The sequence below is a fragment of the Cobetia sp. MM1IDA2H-1 genome (genome assembly GCF_002916775.2).
Classification (GTDB): domain Bacteria; phylum Pseudomonadota; class Gammaproteobacteria; order Pseudomonadales; family Halomonadaceae; genus Cobetia; species Cobetia marina.
Genome location: NZ_CM133225.1, coordinates 2,260,117 through 2,281,586 on the forward strand (window position 1 = coordinate 2,260,117; position 21,470 = coordinate 2,281,586).

Genomic DNA, 21,470 nt, shown 5'->3' on the forward strand with positions numbered 1-21,470 from the left:
CAGGATCGGCCATGAACCCAGTCTCTACTCCCACGCAATTATCTGAATTGACAGCGATTGATGCCCTGGCACTGTTTCGACGAGGCGAGCTCTCCCCCGTCGAGCTGACCCGAGACTGCCTGGAACGTATCGACACGCTCAACCCCAAGATCAATGCCTTCGTGCACATCGCCCATGATGGGGCAATGAAGGCGGCGAAAGACGCCGAAGCCCGCTGGATGAAGGGCACGCCATGCGGCCCACTGGATGGCGTGCCGACCACATTGAAGGACCTCACGCTGTCGCGCGGCATGCCGACCCGGTACGGCTCCGCCACCACATCCACGGACGGAGGCAGTGATGTCGATGCCCCGGTGGCTGCGAGCCTTCGCAAGGCAGGCGCCGTGTTTCTCGGCAAGACAGCCTCACCGGAGTACGGCTGGAAGGGAGTGACGGACAACCCGCTGCACGGCGTGACACGCAATCCCTGGAATACCGCGCTGACCTCCGGTGGATCCTCGGGTGGAGCTGGAGCAGCGGCCGCGCTCAACCTGGGCATGCTGCATCAAGGCAGTGATGCAGGTGGGTCGATCCGCATTCCCAGCAGCTTTACCGGCACCTTCGGCCTGAAACCCACGTTTGGCTGGATTCCCCAGTGGCCGACCAGTGCCATGTCGACCCTCTCACACCTGGGACCAATGACGCGCACGGCCTCCGATAGCCTCCTGATGCTCGAGAGCATGGCGCAGCCCGATAGCCGTGATGGTCTGCTTGGCGATCCGGACAGCCTCAGAATGGACACCCGAGCGCCAGTCTCGCTGCAAGGCTGGAAGATTGCCTACAGCCCGACCCTGGGTTACGTGGAAGTCGCGCCAGACATACGCAAGCGAGTGGATAACGCCGTCGCTCAGCTGTCCCGACTGGGCGCGGAGGTCATCGAGATAGATCCGGGCTTCTCCTGCCCGCTGGAGACCTTCAATACCCTGTGGTTCGCGGGTGCCACCCAGGTAGTCGAGAAGATGACCGACAGCCAGCGAGATCAGATGGACCCGGGCTTGCTGGACATTGCAGCGCGCGGGAGCAACATTTCCTTATCGCAATATCTGGCGGCAAGACGAGAGCGAACTGCGCTTTGCGCACACATGCAATCCTTCCACGAGCAATGGGACCTGCTGATCACTCCTACACTGCCCATCTCACCTTTCACTGCCGGCCACAACGTACCGCCGGGGGGGAAATATCACGACTGGATGGAATGGACCCCCTTCAGCTACCCCTTCAACCTCACTCAACAACCCGCTGCCTCCCTCCCCTGTGGGCTGGATGACCAGGGACTGCCTGTCGGCCTGCACATTGTCGGAGGAAAATTCCAGGACATGAAGGTGATGCATGCCGCCAGGTTGCTGGAGGAGATGCTTCCTGAACTTGTCTATCCCAAGCTCTCGCAATGAAACGGTCATGAGAAAGGCAACGCATAAAAAAACGGCACTGTCATCGACAGTGCCGTTTTTACATCAACAGGTTCTATAGAAAATCGCCGGCTGCTTTCTGATCAATCCGCCTCGGAAAGCTGCATGATCATGCGTGTCGTCAGATAAAGGCGTGGCACGATGCTATCAACCAGCACAAATTCTTTGTCGCTATGATAGCCGCCCCCGACGAGTCCCAAGGATTCTAGCACTGCGGGTTTCTCGGAATCAGCATGGTAGGCGTAGGCCGCATCGGTGCCGCCACCTATCTCGACCGCTTGCAGTGTCTGCCCCAGCTCTTGATAGATCTTCTGAGCCTGCTCGGCCAGCTTCTGACTCTGCGGATTTTCAGGTAGCGGCGGGCGTCCCTTCTCGAGGTGGAACTCCACTTCGGTGTCATCGATCAACTGATTCTTCGTGATGGACTGCGCTTCCTTCAAGACGCGCTGATACTCGCTGCTATCGAAGTAGCGCATATCACCTTCTGCCTTGGCATGCTCGGGAATCACGTTACGTTTGACGCCACCCTCGACAATCGTCCAGTTGAGTGTCGTCTCCTTGTCCGCATCACCCAGTTCATTCAACTGCAGCAGCTGATGAGACAACTCCATGATGGCGTTGCGCCCTTCTTCAGGTGCGCCACCGGCATGGGAGGCACGGCCTTTTACCTCGAGAAATGCATAGTTGATGCCCTTGGTGACGACGGTCACGGCATCGACTCCCGGATCAGCAAAGGTCGGCTCGAATACCAGCACGGCGTCTTGATCAGTCGATAGCTCATGAATCAGTTCATGCGAACCGGGGGAGCCTTTCTCTTCATCAGGATTGAAGACGACCGTCACCTGACCATAGTCATCAAACCCAAGCGTCTTCAGCGCCTCGAGACTGTGCAGAATAACGGCTGCACCGCCCTTCGCATCGCCCACGCCAGGACCATAGGCACGCCCATCCTCGATGCGGAAGGCACGCTGCGTAGCGGCGCCTTCATCGAAGACAGTGTCATAGTGAATCATCAGCATGATCTTGCGACTGCCATCTCCCTTGAGGCGACCGACAATCGTGTTTCCGCCATATGTCTCGGCAGGATACGTTTCCACCTGTGCACCAAGCGCCTTGAGATGCTTGGTAAGCATTGCCTCGACATCGCTCAAGCCTGCTTTGTAACCCGTGCCAGAATCCACATTGACCAACGTTTCGAGTGTCGAAAGCAAGGGGGCTCTTTGCTGCTCGACGGCATCCTGCACATCCTGATGATCTGCAGCTTGTGCATTGGCACTGCACAACCCATATGCCAATCCCATCGCCAGCATCGATAACCGCATTTTCCACCTCGAATATTGTTATATAAGGAATATATGAAGGTAAGGTGGATAGCCTGGAAACGCAAACCCGTGGGTCGTCAGTGCTCATCTTTCGTGACGCTCATGGCACAGTTTCATCACGTGAGGCTGCACGCCCTCTCAACCGACGGCTACGCGAACAGCTCTCGCTGCTCGACATCAAAGCGGATATCGCCAAGCGTGAACGCAGTCAGCAACTGGTGGCGACACTTGACGCCATGAATCAGAAGATGGGCCGCGGCACCGCATGCCCCGACGCCGCCAGCCAACGGCGCTGCGCCCCCTACACCACCAACTGGCAGGAATTGAAGCAGTTGCGTTAGTGGTGCAATAACTCGCAACCAATTTTTATGGCTTTTATGATCTATAACAACTACAAGAATCACAAAAAAATGTTTAAGCCTTGCGCCAGGCCACTGAAATTACCTTTACAACCTAGCAACCTCAGTTACAATAACATCATCGATCTCATTAATTAACAATATACGAAGCTGGGCTTCTAAGTGCTGAGCTTCATTTAACTCTTCCCATAACGCGAGAGAATTATTTTTATTGTTTCTTTCTTGCTCACTACTGTAGGCAACGATGACTCTTGCAGATAGATTTCCTCCAATTCTATAAGAGAGAAACCCATCGCTGTCAATCTTTAGATATCCAAGAGAAACAGGATCTTCCTCAGAACCCTTAATGGCCTCAACATGTTTTTGACATTTTTCGTATAAATATTTAGCTTTATTGTAAAACTTACTATTGGAAAACAAAGAATTCAACTCATTAACTTCCTTATAGAAACCTGAACTTTCCTTAGGCCGTATAGGGTAACGTGCTCCACCTAAGACAAGCTCCCCCATCCTATTAAGGATTTTCTCATCACTATCACTAATAGGTAATTCTATAAAATCTGCCACTTTAACGAGCTGATGACTATGTTTCTTTAGGATCTTAGAAAGATACACACGAGGGATATTTCGATAAATGCTAACAACACCTGATTTCAACATCATCTCTAAAGAATAACCCATAAGCAAAACACTTGACTTATATAGCGAAGTGGCTTTCCTTAAGCTTTCAACATCAATCATATTTAAATTTACACCACTAGGAGCCGCCATAGTAGCGCTATTAATAATATTATCTGCGAGCGTCCTCAATTCAATAGACGAAACATAATGGATCTTAGCCTCTTTTCGCCAATCGACACTACTAAATTCGCCATTCTCCTTGTGATCGCCTTGTATTGGTGAAATATAAAATTTGCTACGCATAAACACCTCAATAAAATTATAAATCATAACAACCATATTAATATAAACGTGCACACCATACTGCAGAAAGCATGAAAGGGGGTGAATATCTAAATGACCTACCCCATTTGACCGGATTGTTGCACCTACAGCAAAGGTGTTTTACATCAGCGCCGCTTTATCAATGACTTGCGAACGCTCATGCTGCGCTCCATTGCTGAAAAGCCAACAGTTCTGGAGTACCTAGCATGAAGATACTATTGATCAACGGCGGCAAGGCCTTTGCCCATTCCAATGGCGAGCTCAATGCGACCCTGCATGAGCTGGCACGCGGTGAGCTGGCCGAGCTGGGCCATGAGGTGCGCGAAACCGTCATCGTGGAAGGCTTTGACGCCAAGGCGGAGGTGGAGAAACAGCTGTGGGCGGACCTGATCATCTACCAGACCCCGGGTTGGTGGATGGGCCTGCCGTGGACCGTGAAGCAGTATCTCGATGATGTCCTGACAGAAGGCCATGGTGCCTTGTATGCCAGCGATGGCCGTCACCGCACCAACCCGACCCAGGGCTACGGCACGGGTGGCTTGATGCAGGGCCGCAGCTACATGCTGTCACTGACCTGGAATGCGCCCCTCGAAGCCTTTGATGAAGCGGGCAACTTCTTCGAAGGCAAAGGCATCGATGCCGTCTACTATCCCGTGCACAAGGCGATGGAATTCCTGGGCATGTCGGCACTTCCGACCTATCTGGCCACTGATGTGATCAAGAATCCCGATCTGGAGGCTTACACGCGGGCCTATCGTGAGCATCTGCGCGCGCATATCGGCCGCGCCTGAAGGCTCTGAGGAGAACCCACCAGCGCTGAGAGCCATCAAGCTGTAACTTGCCTTGAACAAGAAGCCCGCCATCAGTCATGTTCGACGACCGATGGCGGGCTTCTCGCGCTCTAACGGATAACGACCAGCGCTCACTGTTGCAGTGACGCGGACCTCAGAAACTCCAGCGGGCATGCGTCCAGAAGATCCGCCCGGGCTCATTGACGCGCACGTCGCCTTGCAGCGGATCATCGTAGAAGCGATTGACGTGGTAGGCGTAGGCCTTGTCGAACAGGTTGGAGATGCCGGCGCTCAGCTCGATGGCGTCAGTGACACGATAGCCCCCTTCCAGCCCGACGATGCCGAAACCTGCCGTCTTCTGTTCGCTGTCGGAGATGCGTGATTGGCGTGCTGCCGTATCGAGACGTGCACCGGCCCACCAGGCATCGGCGTCATAGCGTGTCGCCAGATAGCCATTGAACGGTGCCACCTGGGACAACGGCGTGCCATCGCTCAGGTTGGTGCCGTGGGTGGCGGCGACGCCTGCCGAATGCCGCCAGCCATGCTGCTGCCAGCTGGCCTCCAGCTCGAGACCATAGATCTCGGCTTCGACATTGTCATAGGTGGTCAGCGAGTCCCCTTCGCGCAACTCGATCCAGTCATGCACCCGGTTGTAGTAGGTGTCCGCCGAATAACGCCAGGCGCCCTGCCTGACTGCCACGCCCAGTTCGAGCTGCTGATGGACCTCGGGCTCAAGCTCGGGATTGCCCAGCCAACCGTCAGTCTCGGACTGGCGGTTGTAATAACGCTCGGTGGCGGTAGGGAAGCGCACGCTGCGACTGAGCGCCGCGTAGCCTTTCACCTCATCATTGACGCGATGCTCCAGGCGCGCCAGCGCACTGAATTCCCCATCCCGCTGACTGGCCTCGACATCCTCTCCGTACTGATCCCTCCAGGCGGAGATGGCCGAGGCATTGCTGCCCACCACCTCATCGGCATCTCGCGCATCGCTTAGGGAGACGTCATAGCGCGCGCCAGTCACCAGACGATTGTCCTGATCCAGCGTGGTATCCAGCTCGGCAAATACGCCACCGCGCGTGCGCAGGACATCCGGCCAGGTCTGACTGTCCGAGAGGCTGTCCAGCGACATGCCCATCCGGGAGTCGGCGTTGCTTTCCAGACGCTCGGCGTCAGCGCCCAATGTCAGTGTCGCGTCACGCCCGGCGACGGTCAGCGGGATATCGCCCTGGGTGCTGGCATACCAGGTCTCGGTGGTCGCGCTGGAGAACATGGCCATGTCGCTCATGTCCATGTCCATGTCTGAGCTCATGTCCATGCTGGAACTCATGTCCATGCTCGATCTGGAGTCATCAACGTCACGCAGGGTGACGTTATCCATGTCGTGCACGACGCGAGCATGGTTGATCTGCGATTCGGTATGCGAGAAAGGCCCGACGTTATCGATGGTCAACTTGAGGTACTGGCGGTCCATGTCACTGCGTGGCGCATCCATGGTGGGATAGAGCGCATCGTCGATCCTGACGACAGCGACCCCCGCTTCGATGGCGACATCCTCGGTGGCGAAGGCGCCGACACGGACACTGCCATTGTCGCTACGATAGGCACCAGACTGGGTATCGCCATTGCCATCCTCGTAGTTGTTGCGCTCGGAATGCTCGACGTCCAGCGCAGCCCAGACATCGCCCTGCTTGGCGGTCAGCGACAGGGTCTCGCTGGTGGCATCATCATTGCTGCGCCAGCCGGCCCCCAAGGTGCCATGCACGCCGTCATCGTCGGTGCGTGATGGCGTGTGACGCGTCACCTCGACGGTGCCTGCGGCAAAGCTGGGACCACGACTGACGCTCTGCGCGCCCTTGTAGAGGGTGAGATCTGACTGACTGCCGGTGGTCGCATAGCCCAGCGTGGTGTCCATGCCGCCGGGGCAGGCCGGATAGAGCGGCGCCCCATCGACCTCCTGAATCAGGCGTTCACCGCCCTGCGCCCGAAAGATGGCCGAGACACCATGACTGCCCAGACGAGAGCCACTGACGCCGTTGACCTCACGCAACTGCTCACCAATATCCAGATTGCCCTTGGCATGCCCCTGGCTTGACTCGACGATGGGGCTGGCCATGGGTGCCTCGGCCTCGACATGCACCAGAGGCAGTTGCGAGACGGAGCTCTTCTCGGCGTGGACGCCAAATGAGGCACTGCTCGCCAATACCGCCGCGACCGTCACTGGCAGACGCCGACGACTGGGCAGACCGCTCATGGCCTGCGCGAGCGGAGAAGACGGAAGTGATGGGAAGACGGTTGAGGGAAGTGATGAGAAGACGGATGACGGCTTCATGCGCTGGCCTCCGCCGCATCGTGGTGACGAGAGGCACTGACACGAATCCACAGCCAATCGAGCAGGCCCATCACGATCAGCGAGAGGCCGACCAGCGGGAAGATCACCCCGATGATCATCATCAGGCCCCAGACACCGGCGATACGCTTGCGCTCCCTGGGCAGCGGCGGGATACCGATACCGCCCACCGGACGACGCTTCCACCACATCACGCCTGCCCCGACGCTCATCATCACCATCGCGAGACACGCCATCAGCAGAATCAGCTGATTGATCAGGCCGTACTGCTGCCCCAGATGCACATTGATGCCCCACTCCAGCGCCCGTCCCAACGGCCCGTAGTCGGCGTAATGCATGTCGAGCAGCACATCGCCGGAGTAGCGATCCACATGCACGACCTGCTGGCGCTCCAGCGCATCCGGATACACGGAGCCGGTATAGACGCCCTGAGCGGTGCTCGGCAGATTGATGGCATAGCCCGGTGCCAGACCCTCGCGAGCGAAGATGCGTTCTGCCTCGTCGAGACCGATATCGGCGTGGGCAATCGCGGCAGCGCTCAGTGGCACAGCCGCTTTCGCCGGCGCGGAACTTGCGCCAGAGCCGCCGTGACCGGCGTGCTCACCCTCGTCGACAATGAGATCAGCGGCGTCACCCGGCAAGGAAGATAACGGGATAACGGCTTGTTCAAGCGACCAGCTGGTCAATTCCTGATCCACCAGGCGGGCATCCGACATCGGCGTGTTCACGCGCACGCCATCGGGGTACCCATAGTTATGCCCATTGGCCAACTCGTTGACCTTGGCCCCCCAGACCATCGACCACGGCATGCCGGTCACGGCGAGAAACACGATGAAGCCGGCCGCGATGATGCCACACACGGCGTGCAGGTCCCGCCACCACAGCCGGCGGGCCGGCGTGGTCCGCAGCGTGACCACACCCCCTTTCTGCCCCCGCGGCCACCACAGATATAGCCCGCTGAACACGAGCAGGATCGACCACCCGGCAGCGATCTCCAGCGCCGCGTTACCGATCGGCCCCGTGATCGCGAGGCTATGCAGACGACGCACCGTCCACATGATGCTGTCGCGGTAGGCCATCTGCCCCTGGACTTCGCCGCTGTAAGGATTGACGTAGACGGCCTGCTTGCCACTGCCATCGGCTGCCACGATATCGACTTCCGTGGTCAGGTCACAGGCGGGAGATGGCACGACGCGCACCGGCGTACCCGGAAGACTCGCGAGCGCCTGATCCACCTGCTCGCTCAACGGCAGGCTTGTCACTGCCGGATTCTGAGCACTCTGCGTGACGGGCGTGTTGACCTTCATCAGGTCGGAATGGACGAATTGGTCGATGCCATCGCGGAACAGGTACAGGCCTCCCGTCACGGAAAGCAGTACCAGAAACGGCAGCACCAACAGGCCGGCATAGAAATGCCAGCGCCATACTGCCCGGTAGATATCGCTGAACCCCCGCCCGGCGCGGCTGGCGGTTCCAGTGTCTGTAGCGGTCTTCATTGCACAAATTACCCATCAGCAGGCGCCCCACGTGCGACGGATCCAGGGTCCGTCGGTCAACGCGGGGTCACCGAACATGGTCTGGAGCCGTCACGACGGCCCCGGAAGCGTTCACGCAAACACTGATGGGAAAGGCGGTGCCCGCCCGGGAGGACGTAGATGGACACCGATCTCCCGTCGGGAGACCGGCAATGGGCGAGGCGTGGCGTCTCGCCCGAGGACTGCCAGCATCAGTACCAGCACGGCGGCGATCAATGCCAGCGTGAAGGCGGCCATGCTGGCCAATGGGCAATCCGAGGCGGCAGAACTGTGGGTGATCTGCGCCTGGGAGCCACTTTCGCGTGCCGCGCGAGTGATCCAGTCGCTATCCCCGCTGACCCAATGCCCGGCGCCGGGGCTCTCGAAGACAGCGTGATCATTCACCATCACCACACGTGGCGCCGCCAGTGGCATCACCAGCATCGCGGCCAGCGCCAGCAACATCACGAAGACCGCGTGGCCATTGGCCGCCGTCAGGCGTGACAGTGCACGGTGGAAGGAGACGGACTCATCTCGAGTCTGGCGCGAGCATGGAGCCGACATCATGAGGCCGACTCCGCTGGCACATCATGCCCCGCGCCCTGATCTATCGAGTCGTGCACCGAGTCATGCACCGAGTCGAGCAGCTGTTCGATGCGATCGGCCAGCTGGGCCGGCGTCTGACTGAGCGGCAAGGTATCGCGCAGACGGCCCTGATCATCGAGGACGAGAATCGCCACGCTGTGGTCGATCATGTAGTCGTCAGCAGGATGAGCGGCTGGACCGTGCTCGCGCACATGAAACTGGAGGCCCAAACGCTGCGTCAGGGTCTTGAGACTCTGCTCATCGTCCGGGGCCGTGCGAAGGCCTGTCACCGGCAGGTGGAAGGCGGAAAGATAGCGAGTGAGGACAGGCAGGGTGTCGCGGGCGGGGTCCAGGGTCAGGAACAGCGGGTGCAACCTGTGTTGATCCTGAAGGTCCATGCGCTGCCAGACCATCTGCAGACGCGCCAGAGACAGCGGGCAGATATCCGGGCAATGGGTGAAGCCGGGGATCAACAGGCTCAGATGCCCGGATTCATCACCGGCCAGCGTGCCGGGAGTCAAGGTGCCGCGCGTTGAAGACAGTTCCAGCGTCGTCGGCCAGGCCTCGCGCGGTTGATGGGAGGCATTGAACCCCATCACCAGCACGATCAACATGATAGCGAGAGCACTGAGCCCCATGAGGGCCAGTTTGCGCAGCGACATGAAAGCCCCGGAAGCATGGCAATGAGCGTCACCGCACGATGCGGTGCGCCTGGACGATGGGTACTGACTCTGTCAGTTGCACGGATGCTAACGGTTCAGTCGCGAGATACGACAAATGCGACAAGTTGCCACGCCACGCTCGGTGCACGCTGCGATAGCGACAAGCCATCATGACCATCATCAGATTCAAAGTGCGTCGCCCTCGGACTGCCACGACACTAGGCTCATTCCCTCCCTCTTGTCATGAGGTCCCCCATGATTCAACGCCTGTCCCTGCACCCAGCCATTCTGGAGGTGCGCGATCTGGAAGCCGCCTGCCGCTTCTTCCAGGAGACTCTCGCCCTGCCCACATTGCTGCGCAACGCGACCAGCGCGACGCTCGAACTGCATCACGCACCCGATGGGCAGACCAGTGTCCTGTTGTTGCAGTTGAGCGCAGAGCAACCGGACAGCCGCAAATTGACCCTGGAGGTGGATCGCGATGACTTCCCCCATGTCAGGTACCTGCTGCAGGCCCACGGCGCACACTTGATGGAAAGCCACGGCAGCAGCGCCCCGGGCTGTGCCTGGCAGGTCCTGGACTGTGTGTTGCCTGATGGGCATCGCCTGCGCGTGGTCAGCATCAACCCCGAGCGCTGCGCGCCGGTGATCAGCCGAGGTGTCAAGAACGCGCAGTGAAAGACGCGCAGTGAAAGACACGAAATAAAAGACACGCCGATGGCTCATGCCGCTAGCGCCCTTCTCCATCCGGCGAGGTTCTGAACCAGACATTGCCTGCGCTGCCTGGTGACCGCAACTGGAAGGGCGCTGCCAGTCCTTCGAGCGCATTGTCGGAGGGATTCTCGGCAGAAGGCACGCTTTCCGCCAGCTGGAAGCCCCCTTCCGCGGAGCATTCAAGCGTGCCGGGGAGCAGGTTCGTCACCTGCTGCAGCAAGGGCTCGATCAGTCCCAGATCAGTGGTAGCTCGCAATTGATCGAACAGCGAACGTACCAGTGCGGTCACCAGGTCACCGTCCTCCTGAAGCTGCGTCCCCACGGGACAGTACAAGGTTCCCACCTCCACTTCTGGAACACAGACTCCCAGCAGACTACAGGTGGGCAATGCATTCACCGTGCCCAGGGTCGCATCCACCAACGCATCCACCGGGCCGAGGTAATTGGTGAGAATGTCATCCTGCGCGACGGTCCCGGGGGGTGGCGTGCACAGGTCGAGCACCCCGGTGCTCAACAGACAGCTGGTATCCGCCGGCGGATTCTGTTGCTCTTCCAGCGTGAACGTCTCGCAAGGCGTCCCCGCGATCACCTTCTGCGATATCCAGCGCGACTGCACGTCCCTGCCGCTGAAAGGACATTGCTGGGGTGTTCCACGATAGAGAAATCCCGGCAAGGCGGCAGGTTCGCCAGGGCCGATGGCATAGACAGGTCCGCCCTGCAGCGCATGCAGATAGCTGACACTGCCGGCACTCACGTCACCGGCGATATCACGGCTGTCGGTCGCTTCATCACTGGCGGACTTGAGACAAGGGTCACCACTGCAGTTGGCAGTGGCGTAATAGAGTGGCTCACGACTGGAGAAGCGGTCATCCCGTATCCCGATCAAGGCGCGACTGACCACGGGAGGCTGGCTGCGATCGAAATACAGAATGCGCGGGGCGTCATGCTCATCGACATCGAAGACCTCACCCAGCGCGCGCCCGTTGGCATCCTCGACCACCAGCTCGCGTGACTGCTGGGTCATGTAATGCTTGAAGAGGGCATCCCGTATCGCTGCCAGCCCGACCAGCGAGCCGATGATCAGGATCGAGGTGATCAGGATCAGCTCGATGGTAATGATAAAACCGCCCTGTCTGCCAGGCGAATGGCATGCGTGAGTGACCGACCTCTTATCTGCCGCCATGTGCTTTCCCCCGAGATGATTGTGCTGGCGAGGCTGTCGGCCTCGCCGCATTACCACAGCTCTCTCATCAGGATCAGAACCTCCTGAACGCGCAGACTGGCCGGAAAGATCACCAGCACGAAGAACAAGGGGCCGCCGACGAGCAACATCGGAAACAGCGCCTTGACGCTGCGTTGCTGCATCGCCTTGCGCTGGCGCTCGCTCTGTTGGCGCGCCAGCTGGGCGGCAAAGGCTTCCAGCACATCATGCAAGGGGTTGCCCATCCGGTTGCCCGCCACCAGCAACATGGCGAACTGGTGCAATTCGCGGCTGCCAGTGCGCCTGGAAATTCGCGAGGCAGCTTCCTTGAGCGACAACCCGCCTTCCAGTTCTGCACTGAACAGTTCGAGCTCGAAAGCCAGCGGATGGGCAGGCGGCAGTGCCTGACGAGCAGCTTCGCGCAACGATGCGGCCAGCGACAGGCCATGGCGCTGATACGCCAGCGAGACAGCCAGCAGATGGCCCAGCGCCGCGGCAATGCGTGTCTGGCGTTCACGCCGACGCTGCCCCAGCCACAGATGCGGCAGGAGGATTCCCATCAGCAGGCCCGCCAGACCGCCAAGCCCCGTACCCATAACACGCAGAACCAGCAAGCCCAGCAGAACGGGCAACATCAGCTGGAATACCCACCACCAGACCACGCGACGCGACTCCAGCCCGGCCTGACGCATGCGCCGTCGTGGCGTGAGTGAGCGGCCTTGTCGGATGTCTTCGGGATTGCGCAACAGCTCCTGCAGCACCTGCGCGATGCCGCTCTGCTCCAGACGAACCCTGAAGGTGCTCTGCAGGGCCAGATACAGCGCCAGCAGCGCGCCCAGCACACACAGGATGATGATGTCCGGCAGGTAGGCGTCGGGGAGCGACCATGACGGCAGCGAGGCAAGGACATTCATGGCTGCTTCCTCATCATGTGACGCAGCCAGGCAAAGCCCAGAATCTGGCAGCACACGGCGCCCAGCAACAGCACGCTGCCCAGCGGGTGCTCCAGCAGCAATCTCAGCCAGTCCGGCTCCTTCCAGAGAATGAAGGGCACGATGGCGTAGGGAAGCAAGGCGATCACCAGCAGGGAGTAGCGCGCACCGGACAGTTCGGTACGCAGCTGACGGCGCATCTGGTAACGCTCATGCAGCGTGGGCAGCAGAGAGGGCAGCAGGCTTGCGAAGCTCATGCCACGCCGCTCGGCGCTGATCATCGCCGCCGTGAACAGCCTGACGCTCTCGCAGGGGTAGAGGCGCAGCATCCGCTCGCAGGCCTCGTTCAGTGACAGTCCCATATCCAGCCGATAGACAAGCTGCATCAGTTCGCGGCGTGAGGCCTTGAGGGACGATGCCCCCGCCAGGCGCAGCCCGTTGCGCAGGTTGTCTCCCAACTTCAGGCTCGCTTCCAGCATGTCCAGCGCCTGGATCAGATCCCCCTCGAAGCGGAAGATGCGCCGACTGGCGAATTCATGCAGCAGGAAGCCGACCAGCAACAGGCTCGTCATCAATGCCAGTGAGGCGAGCAACAGGTTGCCGGGGAACCAGCCGAGGAAGATCACGAAGATCATCACGCTGCTTCCCCACACGCCCGCCACGAACAGCACCGGCCGCATGCTGATGTCCAGCAACGCCAGCAGGCGCTCGAGACGCGGCATCTCTCGGCGGTGCATCAGCCCGAGCGTGGTATCCGCGCCCATGAAACGCTGCGCCCTGATCATGCTGATGATCAACCACAGGGCAGACAGCGCGATGCAGACCAGCAGCAGGATCAGCATGTCAGTTCCCCTGCGGTGACGGGCCCTGGCACCAGCCATCCCTGACACCGCTTGCCAGGGAGGCCCCGCGCGATGCCAGATGCGCGAGGAAGGCATCCAGCACCTCCGGGTCGGCCTGATAGGCGTCTTCATCACATGCCTCACCGGCCGGCATGCCTGCACGACGCTGCAACAGCTCACGAGGACGCGCCTCACCCAGCCAGGCCAGGCTGGCAAGCTGACGGTGGCCATCGGCATCGCGCTCGAGATGCACGATCAGCGCCCCGCTCAGACGCACCATCTCCTCGATCACCTGACGGTCCGGGTGAGCACTGCTCATCAAGGCCAGTGCCAGCATGCGCACCGGCACATCCAGCGCGCCATTGGCATGCAGGGTGGTCAGGCTGCCGTCATGCCCCACCGTCATGGCCTGCAGCATCTCGAAGACTTCACCACCACGTGCCTCGCCGACGATGATACGGTCCGCGCGCATCCTCAATGCCGCGCGCAGAAGCTCCCCCAGCCCCTGTGGGCGCGGCGTGTCTCCGGCGACGGGATAGCTTTCCAGCCTGACGACATGCGGATGCTGCAGATCCAGCTCGGCGCACTCCTCCACGCTCACCAGCCGCTCGCGCGCATTGATGTAACCGGCCAGATGGTTGAGCAAGGAGGTCTTGCCGGCTCCGGCACCGCCGCTGATGACGATGTTGAGCCGAGCGACCACGGCCGCTTCCAGCAACGCCAGCAGGCCCGGACTCAAAAATCCGCTGTCCACGAGCCTCGCCCCGGTGAGATGGTGCCGGCGGAACCGGCGAATCGAGACGAGGATGCCATCGGGGGTCAGGGGTGCGCAGACCGCATGCAGACGACTGCCATCGGCCAGACGTGCATCCACGATGGGGTTTGAGGCATCCAGGTGCTTGCCGAGCGGCGCGATCAGGCGCGCGACGAAGCGCTGCAGATGCGCCTCGTCATCGAAACTGAGTGAGGTGGCCTCCAGTCGCCCGCCTCGATCCACCCAGATCTCATCAGCGCCATTGACGAGGATGTCACTGACGCTCTCATCACTCATCAACTCGGTGAGCGGACCGAAACCACAGAGATCATTGGTCAGACTGGCCAGCAGTCGCTCGCGACTGGGCCCATCGAGCTGGATCTGGTACTCCTCGCAGAGCACGGTGAGCGAGGAGGCCAGACGCTGCTTCACCCCTTCCAAGGCAGTCTGATGATCTCCCTCCAGCTCACCCTGGCGCGTCCCAAGACGACGGTAACGCACGGCCTGTCCCTGCTCATCGGCCAGACGCGTGACCAGTACGCGCTTGAGACGATCCATGATCTCGGGCGCGATCAAGGCACATGTCTCAGCAACCGGCACCTCCTCGGCTTCGCTCACTGCGAGGCGTTCAGCATCCTGTGAGGACGCTCGGCTACGTCGCATGCGTGACAGTGCGCCGTTCATGAGGAAATCCTCATCCCACCAGCCGCTGCCTTCAGGGCATCGCCCCGACAATGCCCTGCCGTCGCCAGGCGCAGCAGATGGGCACGTGCCGGTTGATGGTCCTGCCTGCGGGCCAGACTGGCATCGAACTGACGGCAGGCGTCCGCCAGATGCCCCTGCGCCTCATTGATCAAGCCGCGGTGATACTCCACCCGCCAGGCAGGCGCCCCGAGACGCGAGGCCAGCGTCAACTGCTGCTCGGCATCGTCATAACGCCCCTCGACATAGCCCACCGCCGCCAGCCCTTCATAGAGACCGGCATAATTCGGGTGCAGCAACATGCCACGTTCGAGCACGTTGCGCGCCAGGGTCGTGTTGCCCTCTTCCAGCGCCAACTGACTGCGCAGCACGAAGGCCTCCGGCGGGTGCGAGGGCCCGATGCTCATTTGATCGAGGAAGAACTGGGCCTTGTCTCCACGTCCCGCCGCATGACTCAGCAAGGCATTGAAGTACAGGACTTCGGGATTGCGCGGGTACTCGACGTGCAGCCGCTCCGCTTCCCGCAGCAGGCGCTGGCAATCCACCATCGGGCTTGCCACATCCTCAAGCTCCAGACAGGTTCGGCCCTGCACCATCAACTGCTGATAGCGCTCGTTGAGGTACTCGAGGCGATCTCCGGCATCCGGGCGAGACTCCCGCATGCTGTCGATGGAGCCACAGCCAGCCAACCACCCCACCATCACGCCCAGTACCCCAAGACGACACACGGATTCACGAATGTTCATGACGGACTCCTCAACGCGAAGATGGCAGACGACTCAGCGGCATGTCGGCAAGACGGCTGGCACCATCCGGGAAACTCCACTGGGCGACTTCATTGATCGGCTCCCGTATCAAGGTGGGGGTCACGATGATGACCAGCTCCTTGTCGACATCGGAACGATTGAAGGAGCGTGTCATCCAGCCGAGCAGCGGGACATCACTGGCGCCGGGCACGCGGTCTTCCTGGCCACTCATGTCACGCGAGACCAGTCCGCCCAGAATCAGCGGCTGCCCGTCGCGCAGGCGCGTGGTGGTGCGCAGGCTGCGCACATTGAAGGCGGTACTGTTGAGTTCGGAGCCGGTGCTGTCGGCAATCTGCTGAGTCAGCAGGGTGTCCGGCGTCGAGATGGTAGGCAGCACATCCAGCGTGATGCGATCATTTTCATCGACCAGGGCACGCACGCTGAGCTGGACCCCGAACGACTTGAAGTCAGTCCCGCTGAACACCCCGTTGGTGTTGGCGCCCAGAGTGTCATCCTGGCCCACGCCGGAAGGCGCGAAGGCGGAGGGAACCGGAATCTCGCCGCCGACCTGGAAGACCGAGCTCTCGCCGGCCAGCACCGTCAAGGTCGGGCGTGACAGCGTGCGAGAGATGCCTTCGTTCTCCATCAGGCTGAACAGCAGGTCAAAGGCGATGTCACTGCCGCCGATCTGCAGGTTGTTGATCAGGGTGCCATCCAGAATCTGCAGGGCATTCTCGAGCCCCGAGGCACCGGCGGCGCCGGTCTCGCCCAGCGCCAGCGGACCACTGGCGTTGTAGCCGTTGGTCATGATGCTCAGGTCCGGACGCCAGGCCTTCATGCGCGAGCGATTGACCTCATGCATCTGGATCGCCACCCGTACCTGCGGCACGTCACGGACCTCGATCATCGAGATGAGGCGCCCGCCCGCGATGGAAAGCACCTTGGAGCGGGCGATATTGTTGCGAATGTTGTTGCTCAGGCTGCCGCCACCACCGACACCACTACTGGAGGTGATCGAGCCTCCGTAGCCCCCGGCGCGAGCGTTGTCCCCCATCAGCGCCCCGGACTCATCCGCCAGCACATCGATCCCCGCATCACCACCGGCCAGCGGACTGCCCCCGACAACGCGCGCCGCGACATTCAGAATCCGCGTCAATGCCACCTGATCACGCACCTCCCCTTCCAGCAGGAAGGTATCGAAGAGATCATTGGGCATCTCACCGAATTGCAGCCGCCTGACCGTGACCTCCTCTCCCCCCAGCGACGCGATGGCCTCCTTGAGCTTGTCGGCAATCGGCTTGGGCTTCTGGGTCACCTTGATGAGGTTGATGACCGGGCTTGCCATGCTGGTGCTCATGCCCATCGTCGGTGCTCCCGCTGGCATTCCCGCGGCAGCAGGCTGGATGCCACCCCGCTGACCGGAGAGCAAGTAATCCATCGCGGCCTGCTGGGCGGCCTGACGATAGTCCGCCGTGGGCACCTTGCCGCGCATCACCAGTACAGGCCTGTCCGGGGCGGAATGAATGGAGATGGAGGGGTGAATCTCGCGCAGCGCACTGCCCAGGACACTCAGATCCGGGCTCACGCTGAACAGAAAGGATTCGTTGCTGCCATCGGCGTACCACACCATCACCGTGGTACGACCGACTTCCTTGCCCAGCATCAGGACTTCCCGGCCGCCGATCACCTCGACCTCGATGATGCTCTGCTTGCCGACGGCAATGCGTTCGATGTCCTTGCCGAAGGCCAATCGCGCGTGCGTCCACTGCACCAGGGTGCGCGAACGGGAACTGCCGCTGCTGTAGGCCGTATCCACATTGATGAGTCCTTGAGCAGGTGTGCTGTCGTTACCCATCTCGGCGGCCACAGCATACTGCCCAGCACAGGCAAGCGACAGGCAGAGAATGACGCCAGAGCATTCTGGGAGAAAAGCGGTAAGCTTGCTCATATCATCTCCAGGCGATAGTGATGTTGCCGACGTGGCCAAGGGGGCGGTCGCAAGAAAAGAGGTATTGCACGTGCCTTTATGAAGTTAACTCATCAGTACATTTAAATATCATTGAAACCTTGACCAAGGGCTTACAACCTTATTTCCACCTTCCGACGTTGCAATCCCTGATAAATCTCGATTTGACGCGTCTGAACGGCAGGTGCGATAGGTAAACGATGCTTGACCTCCTTGCCATGCAACACCAATGACACTCTTTCCTGCACGCCCAGGCTTGCAAGCCGGAAGATATCCTCAGGAAGAGCCGCGATGACCAGGCCGGATGTCTGGCTGGAAGACTTGCCGATGACCTGAGGTGACAGCGATGACAGGGGGCCACTCTCCACCGGAGAAGGCTGCGGATTGTTCATGGTACCCATCAGGCGAACCTGCTGTGCAATGACACGAACTCGCCCGTTCAGGCTACCGATGACATCGAAGGTATCACTGGGTTTTATCTGTGAGACGGGGAAAGAATGGCTCGCCATGGGGAGCGAAAAAAGTACTCTATCCTCAGGAATGTAGTGCGAGAGACTTTGACGTTTCACCGGCTGGAGATCCTGGGACTGGATGACATCCCCTGGCAGACGATTGCGCGTCATGACCTTACCGATTGCCATGCTCATGTCCTGCAACCCTCCTGCCACATCCTTCATCATCTTGAGTTCCAGCATCTGAGGGGTGACGATCTGACCCCGAGCGATGAGATCGTTGGCCACCAGCACCTCTTCAGCCCCCACACGCTCGTACTGTCGATACCCCAACAGGCTTGCCATCGAGGTGGATATCAGGAAAACGACCATAGCGATCGTCGTGCTGCCATTGAGACGAATGTTCATGGCATCCTCCGATATTCAGTTAAGGCATGGCGGGCGGGCCGGGCATCCTGACGCTGATACCCGACCCGTGGCGATGTCGATTACGGAGTGAAGCTGCTGGCACTTGCCGCATCATCCGCAGCGCCACCAGTACTTGGCCCCGAGCCATTTGCAGCGCCGGACTCGGTGAAGTCGACCGCCACGAAATCAAAGGTAACTTCGTCACCGGCATTGGTATCGGTACTGTCAATGAAGCCCGAACCTTCCAGGAATGCCGTACCTTCCGCGTTAACCAGACCATCAAATGCATAGGATTGATCAAGCTGGCCGATAGCTTCTGCCACATCTTCCATTTCAGCCGTCAATGAATCTCGCATGGTGACCAATCCGACGACCATGCCGATTACCATGACGGAAAGAATCAGCACCAACTCGGTCGTCATCACGAAACCTGCCTGGGACTTCTTGGTTATCTTTTTCATCTGAGAATCTCCAGTGAGGATATCTACGTCAGCGTCGCTTTCCTGTCCGACAATTCGTGGCCACCGTCAGACTTTCATCTGCATCGTCTGCCCACGCCATGAAGATTAATGGGTTCTGAGAGTTTCAACTGCAAAATAATGTGTCGTGCCATGTCACACCGGAAATGGCGAAGTCATCAGACATGAAAAAGGCACTGTGCGAGTCGCATCAGTGCCCTTTTCGATCAAGGTTGGCCGGCTTGGCAAGCGCCGCTCAGACGCCGTGAGGAATCACCGGCAGAATCGCCAGCCCCGTGTGCCAAGATGGAAATGATCACGATGTGCCGCGTTGTAATCTGGCCCCAGCACGGTGCCGAAGCTCTCGCAGGCAGCGTCTTGCACGGCGCGCAGGAAACGCCCCGGGGCAGCCTCATCCTCTGGTGCCGTCCAGTCGCGTGGCAGGCGGACCTGACGCCCATCCGCCAGCGTGAAGCCTGAGACATCCAGCGCACCTGCGGTGGCATGCTCACTGCGACGTGCGTTCTCACGCCCATAGATATTGCGACAGGCATAGCTCCCCAGATGGGCCACCTGCGCCACCCTACTCCCCATCACCTCCTGCGCCGCCGTCTGCAGGCCATGGCGCTCGAAACGCAACCAGCTCACGGCCAATGGACAGCTGGCGATGAAGGACTGGTTGAAGCGAACGCCCTGCCCCTTGCCCGTGTCCCCGGGCACGGCATGCATGCGCACGCTGTTGATGAGCCCACAGCCACTGTCACTGGAGCGATCCGGCAGAAAGGTCACCCGTTGCGGGGCTTCCCGCTCGAGAAAGGCGCGACAGGCGGCCGGGTCATCGTTGAGTCGTGAGAGCTTCCAGCCGGTCAGCATGCCGGGCGGGTCGCCCAGTTGCAGGGGCGTCCACGGCAGATGATGCGCGGGTATCCAGCGTGACAGCACGAGGATGTCCCGCTGAAGCGCGACGCCCAACAGGATGACTGCCAGGCAGGTCAGCGTGACCCACCGGCCCTTGTGTCCTGCCTTGCGTTGCGGTCTGTCCATGACATGTCTCCTCTTCGTGACTCGAGCCCCTCGTCGCCGCGTTAGGCTCCCGGCATGCCCGAGACATCTCCCATGCATGCCATATCAGAAACAGTGAAATGAAGGATGAGGCGCTGCCAGACACTCGCCTGTCCACTATGCTGGGCGCAATCCAGCAGAGCGGTCAGACGCACCCTGATGGGCCGCGATTCTCTGGCTGCCTCTGCACGGCAACGCGATTTCAGGAGCGAACATGACGACAGCATCCACCTCACGACTGGGCAGGATACCGCTCTCGGTGCTGGACCTTGCCCCCATCCGAGACACCGGCAGTGTTGCCGAAACCTTCCACAATAGCGTCAGCCTCGCCCAGCATGTCGAAGCGCTGGGCTTTCATCGCCTGTGGCTGGCCGAGCATCACAACATCGATGGGATCGCCAGTGCCGCGACATCAGTGCTGATCGGCCATGTCGCCGGCAAGACATCACGTCTGAGAGTCGGCTCCGGCGGCATCATGCTGCCCAACCATCCCCCTCTGGTGGTGGCCGAGCAGTTCGGCACCCTGGCCACGCTCTATCCTGACCGCATCGATCTGGGACTCGGGCGAGCGCCGGGCTCCGATGGCATCACCATGCAGGCGATGCGCCGCGATCCCTCCGCCGGCGTGCACGACTTCCCTCAGCGGCTGGCCGAGCTTGAGCAGTACCTGGGCGAGGCTTCCCCCGCCCAGCGCGTCAAGGCCATGCCAGGTCAGGGCACTCATGTGCCCCTGTGGCTGTTGGGGTCGAGTGATTTCAGTGCACGCCTGGCGGCCGAGAAGGGACTGCCCTTCGCCTTCGCCGGCCAGTTCGCGCCCGGCTACATGCTGGAGGCCATCCGGCTCTATCGCGAGAACTTCACGCCCTCCGAGGTGCTGGACGCGCCCTACGTGATGCTAGGCCTGCCGTTGATCGCCGCCGAGAGTGATGAACGCGCCCACTTCCTGGCCAGCACCCAGCAACAGAAGTTCCTCAACCTGATCCGCGGCGAGAGCACGCGCGCCCTGCCACCCCGCGAGACGCTGGACTGGTCAGCGCGGGAAGAAGCCATGGTCGGCCAGAATCTGGCAGCCGCCATCATCGGTGGGCCTGAGCGCATTCGCCGCGAACTCGAGCACTTGCTGGAAGTGACGCAGGCGGACGAATTGATGTTCAACTCGGACTTCTATGACCACGCGGACCGTCTGAAGAGCTACGAGATACTGGCCGAGGTCGCCAGGCGTTGACCGAAAGGGGATTTCCCCACCACGCCCCACCCTCC

20 protein-coding genes are annotated in these 21,470 nt (G+C 60.4%); 5 read left to right on the forward strand and 15 right to left on the reverse strand.

From position 1 onward, the window contains the following. The first annotated feature begins 11 nt into the window (after positions 1-11). On the forward strand, positions 12-1,430 hold the full coding sequence (locus tag BOH68_RS09650; protein WP_077371296.1) for an amidase: 1,419 nt from the start codon (positions 12-14) through the stop codon (positions 1,428-1,430). A gap of 101 nt (positions 1,431-1,531) precedes the next feature. On the opposite strand, the gene BOH68_RS09655 is transcribed toward BOH68_RS09650, so the two are convergent. Further along, positions 1,532-2,758 carry a glutamate carboxypeptidase gene (locus BOH68_RS09655; protein WP_258038141.1) on the reverse strand — a complete coding sequence of 409 codons (1,227 nt, stop codon included), beginning with the start codon at positions 2,756-2,758 and terminating at the stop codon, positions 1,532-1,534. A 56-nt stretch (positions 2,759-2,814) separates the two neighbouring features. Between BOH68_RS09655 and BOH68_RS09660 the strand changes: the two genes are divergently transcribed. Beyond that, complete coding sequence (locus BOH68_RS09660; protein WP_139345411.1) at positions 2,815-3,111, forward strand: DUF4113 domain-containing protein; 297 nt, start codon at positions 2,815-2,817, stop codon at positions 3,109-3,111. Positions 3,112-3,216: 105 nt separating this feature from the next. On the opposite strand, the gene BOH68_RS09665 is transcribed toward BOH68_RS09660, so the two are convergent. Continuing rightward, positions 3,217-4,053: a hypothetical protein gene (locus BOH68_RS09665; RefSeq protein ID WP_139345410.1), complete on the reverse strand. Its 837-nt coding sequence runs from the start codon at positions 4,051-4,053 to the stop codon at positions 3,217-3,219. Positions 4,054-4,280: 227 nt separating this feature from the next. Here BOH68_RS09665 and BOH68_RS09670 point away from each other — a divergent pair, with 227 nt between their 5' ends. Further along, entirely contained in the window at positions 4,281-4,865 is a 585-nt protein-coding gene (locus BOH68_RS09670) for an NAD(P)H-dependent oxidoreductase (RefSeq protein WP_077371290.1), read from the forward strand. A gap of 154 nt (positions 4,866-5,019) precedes the next feature. Here BOH68_RS09670 and BOH68_RS09675 read toward each other — a convergent pair whose 3' ends face one another. The 4 genes from BOH68_RS09675 to BOH68_RS09690 all read right to left on the reverse strand — a co-directional run bounded on the left by BOH68_RS09675 (position 5,020) and on the right by BOH68_RS09690 (position 9,973). Then, the gene (locus BOH68_RS09675; RefSeq protein ID WP_170877337.1) at positions 5,020-7,116 is read right to left on the reverse strand and encodes a TonB-dependent receptor domain-containing protein; all 2,097 of its coding nucleotides are present in this window, start codon (positions 7,114-7,116) and stop codon (positions 5,020-5,022) included. A gap of 74 nt (positions 7,117-7,190) precedes the next feature. Beyond that, positions 7,191-8,708, reverse strand: coding sequence for a PepSY-associated TM helix domain-containing protein (locus BOH68_RS09680; protein WP_077371286.1), 1,518 nt, complete (start codon positions 8,706-8,708; stop codon positions 7,191-7,193). A gap of 111 nt (positions 8,709-8,819) precedes the next feature. Next, complete coding sequence (locus tag BOH68_RS09685; RefSeq protein ID WP_077371284.1) at positions 8,820-9,293, reverse strand: hypothetical protein; 474 nt, start codon at positions 9,291-9,293, stop codon at positions 8,820-8,822. Further along, entirely contained in the window at positions 9,290-9,973 is a 684-nt protein-coding gene (locus BOH68_RS09690; protein WP_077371282.1) for an SCO family protein, read from the reverse strand. The genes BOH68_RS09685 and BOH68_RS09690 overlap by 4 nt, the downstream gene beginning before the upstream one ends. A gap of 255 nt (positions 9,974-10,228) precedes the next feature. On the opposite strand from BOH68_RS09690, the gene BOH68_RS09695 reads away from it, so the two are divergent. Continuing rightward, a complete protein-coding gene (locus BOH68_RS09695; RefSeq protein WP_077371280.1) occupies positions 10,229-10,651 on the forward strand; it encodes a VOC family protein in 423 nt (140 codons plus the stop codon). A 52-nt stretch (positions 10,652-10,703) separates the two neighbouring features. On the opposite strand, the gene BOH68_RS09700 is transcribed toward BOH68_RS09695, so the two are convergent. The 9 genes from BOH68_RS09700 to BOH68_RS09740 form a co-directional block, all read right to left on the reverse strand. Then, the gene (locus BOH68_RS09700; RefSeq protein WP_139345409.1) at positions 10,704-11,870 is read right to left on the reverse strand and encodes a hypothetical protein; all 1,167 of its coding nucleotides are present in this window, start codon (positions 11,868-11,870) and stop codon (positions 10,704-10,706) included. A gap of 50 nt (positions 11,871-11,920) precedes the next feature. Continuing rightward, on the reverse strand, positions 11,921-12,802 hold the full coding sequence (locus tag BOH68_RS09705) for a type II secretion system F family protein (protein WP_077371276.1): 882 nt from the start codon (positions 12,800-12,802) through the stop codon (positions 11,921-11,923). Next, positions 12,799-13,662, reverse strand: a complete 864-nt coding sequence (locus tag BOH68_RS09710) for a type II secretion system F family protein (RefSeq protein ID WP_167592994.1) — start codon at positions 13,660-13,662, stop codon at positions 12,799-12,801. Before BOH68_RS09710 ends, BOH68_RS09705 begins: the two co-directional genes overlap by 4 nt. A gap of 1 nt (position 13,663) precedes the next feature. Then, entirely contained in the window at positions 13,664-15,100 is a 1,437-nt protein-coding gene (locus BOH68_RS09715) for a CpaF family protein (RefSeq protein WP_077371272.1), read from the reverse strand. Beyond that, positions 15,097-15,864, reverse strand: coding sequence for a tetratricopeptide repeat protein (locus BOH68_RS09720; protein WP_077371270.1), 768 nt, complete (start codon positions 15,862-15,864; stop codon positions 15,097-15,099). The genes BOH68_RS09715 and BOH68_RS09720 overlap by 4 nt, the downstream gene beginning before the upstream one ends. A 10-nt stretch (positions 15,865-15,874) precedes the next feature. Next, entirely contained in the window at positions 15,875-17,812 is a 1,938-nt protein-coding gene (locus BOH68_RS09725; RefSeq protein WP_077371268.1) for a pilus assembly protein N-terminal domain-containing protein, read from the reverse strand. 131 nt (positions 17,813-17,943) lie between these two features. After that, positions 17,944-18,690 carry an SAF domain-containing protein gene (locus BOH68_RS09730; RefSeq protein WP_077371266.1) on the reverse strand — a complete coding sequence of 249 codons (747 nt, stop codon included), beginning with the start codon at positions 18,688-18,690 and terminating at the stop codon, positions 17,944-17,946. 80 nt (positions 18,691-18,770) lie between these two features. Further along, positions 18,771-19,151 carry a hypothetical protein gene (locus tag BOH68_RS09735; RefSeq protein WP_077371264.1) on the reverse strand — a complete coding sequence of 127 codons (381 nt, stop codon included), beginning with the start codon at positions 19,149-19,151 and terminating at the stop codon, positions 18,771-18,773. Between the two features lie 270 nt (positions 19,152-19,421). Further along, entirely contained in the window at positions 19,422-20,192 is a 771-nt protein-coding gene (locus tag BOH68_RS09740; RefSeq protein WP_077371262.1) for an extensin-like domain-containing protein, read from the reverse strand. 232 nt (positions 20,193-20,424) lie between these two features. Between BOH68_RS09740 and BOH68_RS09745 the strand changes: the two genes are divergently transcribed. Further along, positions 20,425-21,435 (forward strand): LLM class flavin-dependent oxidoreductase, encoded by a 1,011-nt coding sequence (locus tag BOH68_RS09745; RefSeq protein WP_077371260.1) that lies wholly within the window; start codon positions 20,425-20,427, stop codon positions 21,433-21,435. Positions 21,436-21,470: the final 35 nt, after the last annotated feature.

What these genes read in the sequence shown, in the direction of transcription:
- BOH68_RS09695 (WP_077371280.1), top strand. Translation starts at nt 10,229, where the DNA reads ATGATTCAACGCCTGTCCCTGCACCCAGCCATTCTGGAGGTGCGCGAT.
- BOH68_RS09690 (WP_077371282.1), bottom strand. Translation starts at nt 9,973, where the DNA reads ATGTCGCTGCGCAAACTGGCCCTCATGGGGCTCAGTGCTCTCGCTATC.
- BOH68_RS09680 (WP_077371286.1), bottom strand. Translation starts at nt 8,708, where the DNA reads ATGAAGACCGCTACAGACACTGGAACCGCCAGCCGCGCCGGGCGGGGG.
- BOH68_RS09705 (WP_077371276.1), bottom strand. Translation starts at nt 12,802, where the DNA reads ATGAATGTCCTTGCCTCGCTGCCGTCATGGTCGCTCCCCGACGCCTAC.
- BOH68_RS09685 (WP_077371284.1), bottom strand. Translation starts at nt 9,293, where the DNA reads ATGATGTCGGCTCCATGCTCGCGCCAGACTCGAGATGAGTCCGTCTCC.
- BOH68_RS09675 (WP_170877337.1), bottom strand. Translation starts at nt 7,116, where the DNA reads ATGAGCGGTCTGCCCAGTCGTCGGCGTCTGCCAGTGACGGTCGCGGCG.
- BOH68_RS09650 (WP_077371296.1), top strand. Translation starts at nt 12, where the DNA reads ATGAACCCAGTCTCTACTCCCACGCAATTATCTGAATTGACAGCGATT.
- BOH68_RS09670 (WP_077371290.1), top strand. Translation starts at nt 4,281, where the DNA reads ATGAAGATACTATTGATCAACGGCGGCAAGGCCTTTGCCCATTCCAAT.
- BOH68_RS09730 (WP_077371266.1), bottom strand. Translation starts at nt 18,690, where the DNA reads ATGAACATTCGTCTCAATGGCAGCACGACGATCGCTATGGTCGTTTTC.
- BOH68_RS09715 (WP_077371272.1), bottom strand. Translation starts at nt 15,100, where the DNA reads ATGAACGGCGCACTGTCACGCATGCGACGTAGCCGAGCGTCCTCACAG.
- BOH68_RS09700 (WP_139345409.1), bottom strand. Translation starts at nt 11,870, where the DNA reads ATGGCGGCAGATAAGAGGTCGGTCACTCACGCATGCCATTCGCCTGGC.
- BOH68_RS09720 (WP_077371270.1), bottom strand. Translation starts at nt 15,864, where the DNA reads ATGAACATTCGTGAATCCGTGTGTCGTCTTGGGGTACTGGGCGTGATG.
- BOH68_RS09745 (WP_077371260.1), top strand. Translation starts at nt 20,425, where the DNA reads ATGACGACAGCATCCACCTCACGACTGGGCAGGATACCGCTCTCGGTG.
- BOH68_RS09740 (WP_077371262.1), bottom strand. Translation starts at nt 20,192, where the DNA reads ATGGACAGACCGCAACGCAAGGCAGGACACAAGGGCCGGTGGGTCACG.
- BOH68_RS09725 (WP_077371268.1), bottom strand. Translation starts at nt 17,812, where the DNA reads ATGAGCAAGCTTACCGCTTTTCTCCCAGAATGCTCTGGCGTCATTCTC.
- BOH68_RS09735 (WP_077371264.1), bottom strand. Translation starts at nt 19,151, where the DNA reads ATGAAAAAGATAACCAAGAAGTCCCAGGCAGGTTTCGTGATGACGACC.
- BOH68_RS09655 (WP_258038141.1), bottom strand. Translation starts at nt 2,758, where the DNA reads ATGCTGGCGATGGGATTGGCATATGGGTTGTGCAGTGCCAATGCACAA.
- BOH68_RS09665 (WP_139345410.1), bottom strand. Translation starts at nt 4,053, where the DNA reads ATGCGTAGCAAATTTTATATTTCACCAATACAAGGCGATCACAAGGAG.
- BOH68_RS09710 (WP_167592994.1), bottom strand. Translation starts at nt 13,662, where the DNA reads ATGCTGATCCTGCTGCTGGTCTGCATCGCGCTGTCTGCCCTGTGGTTG.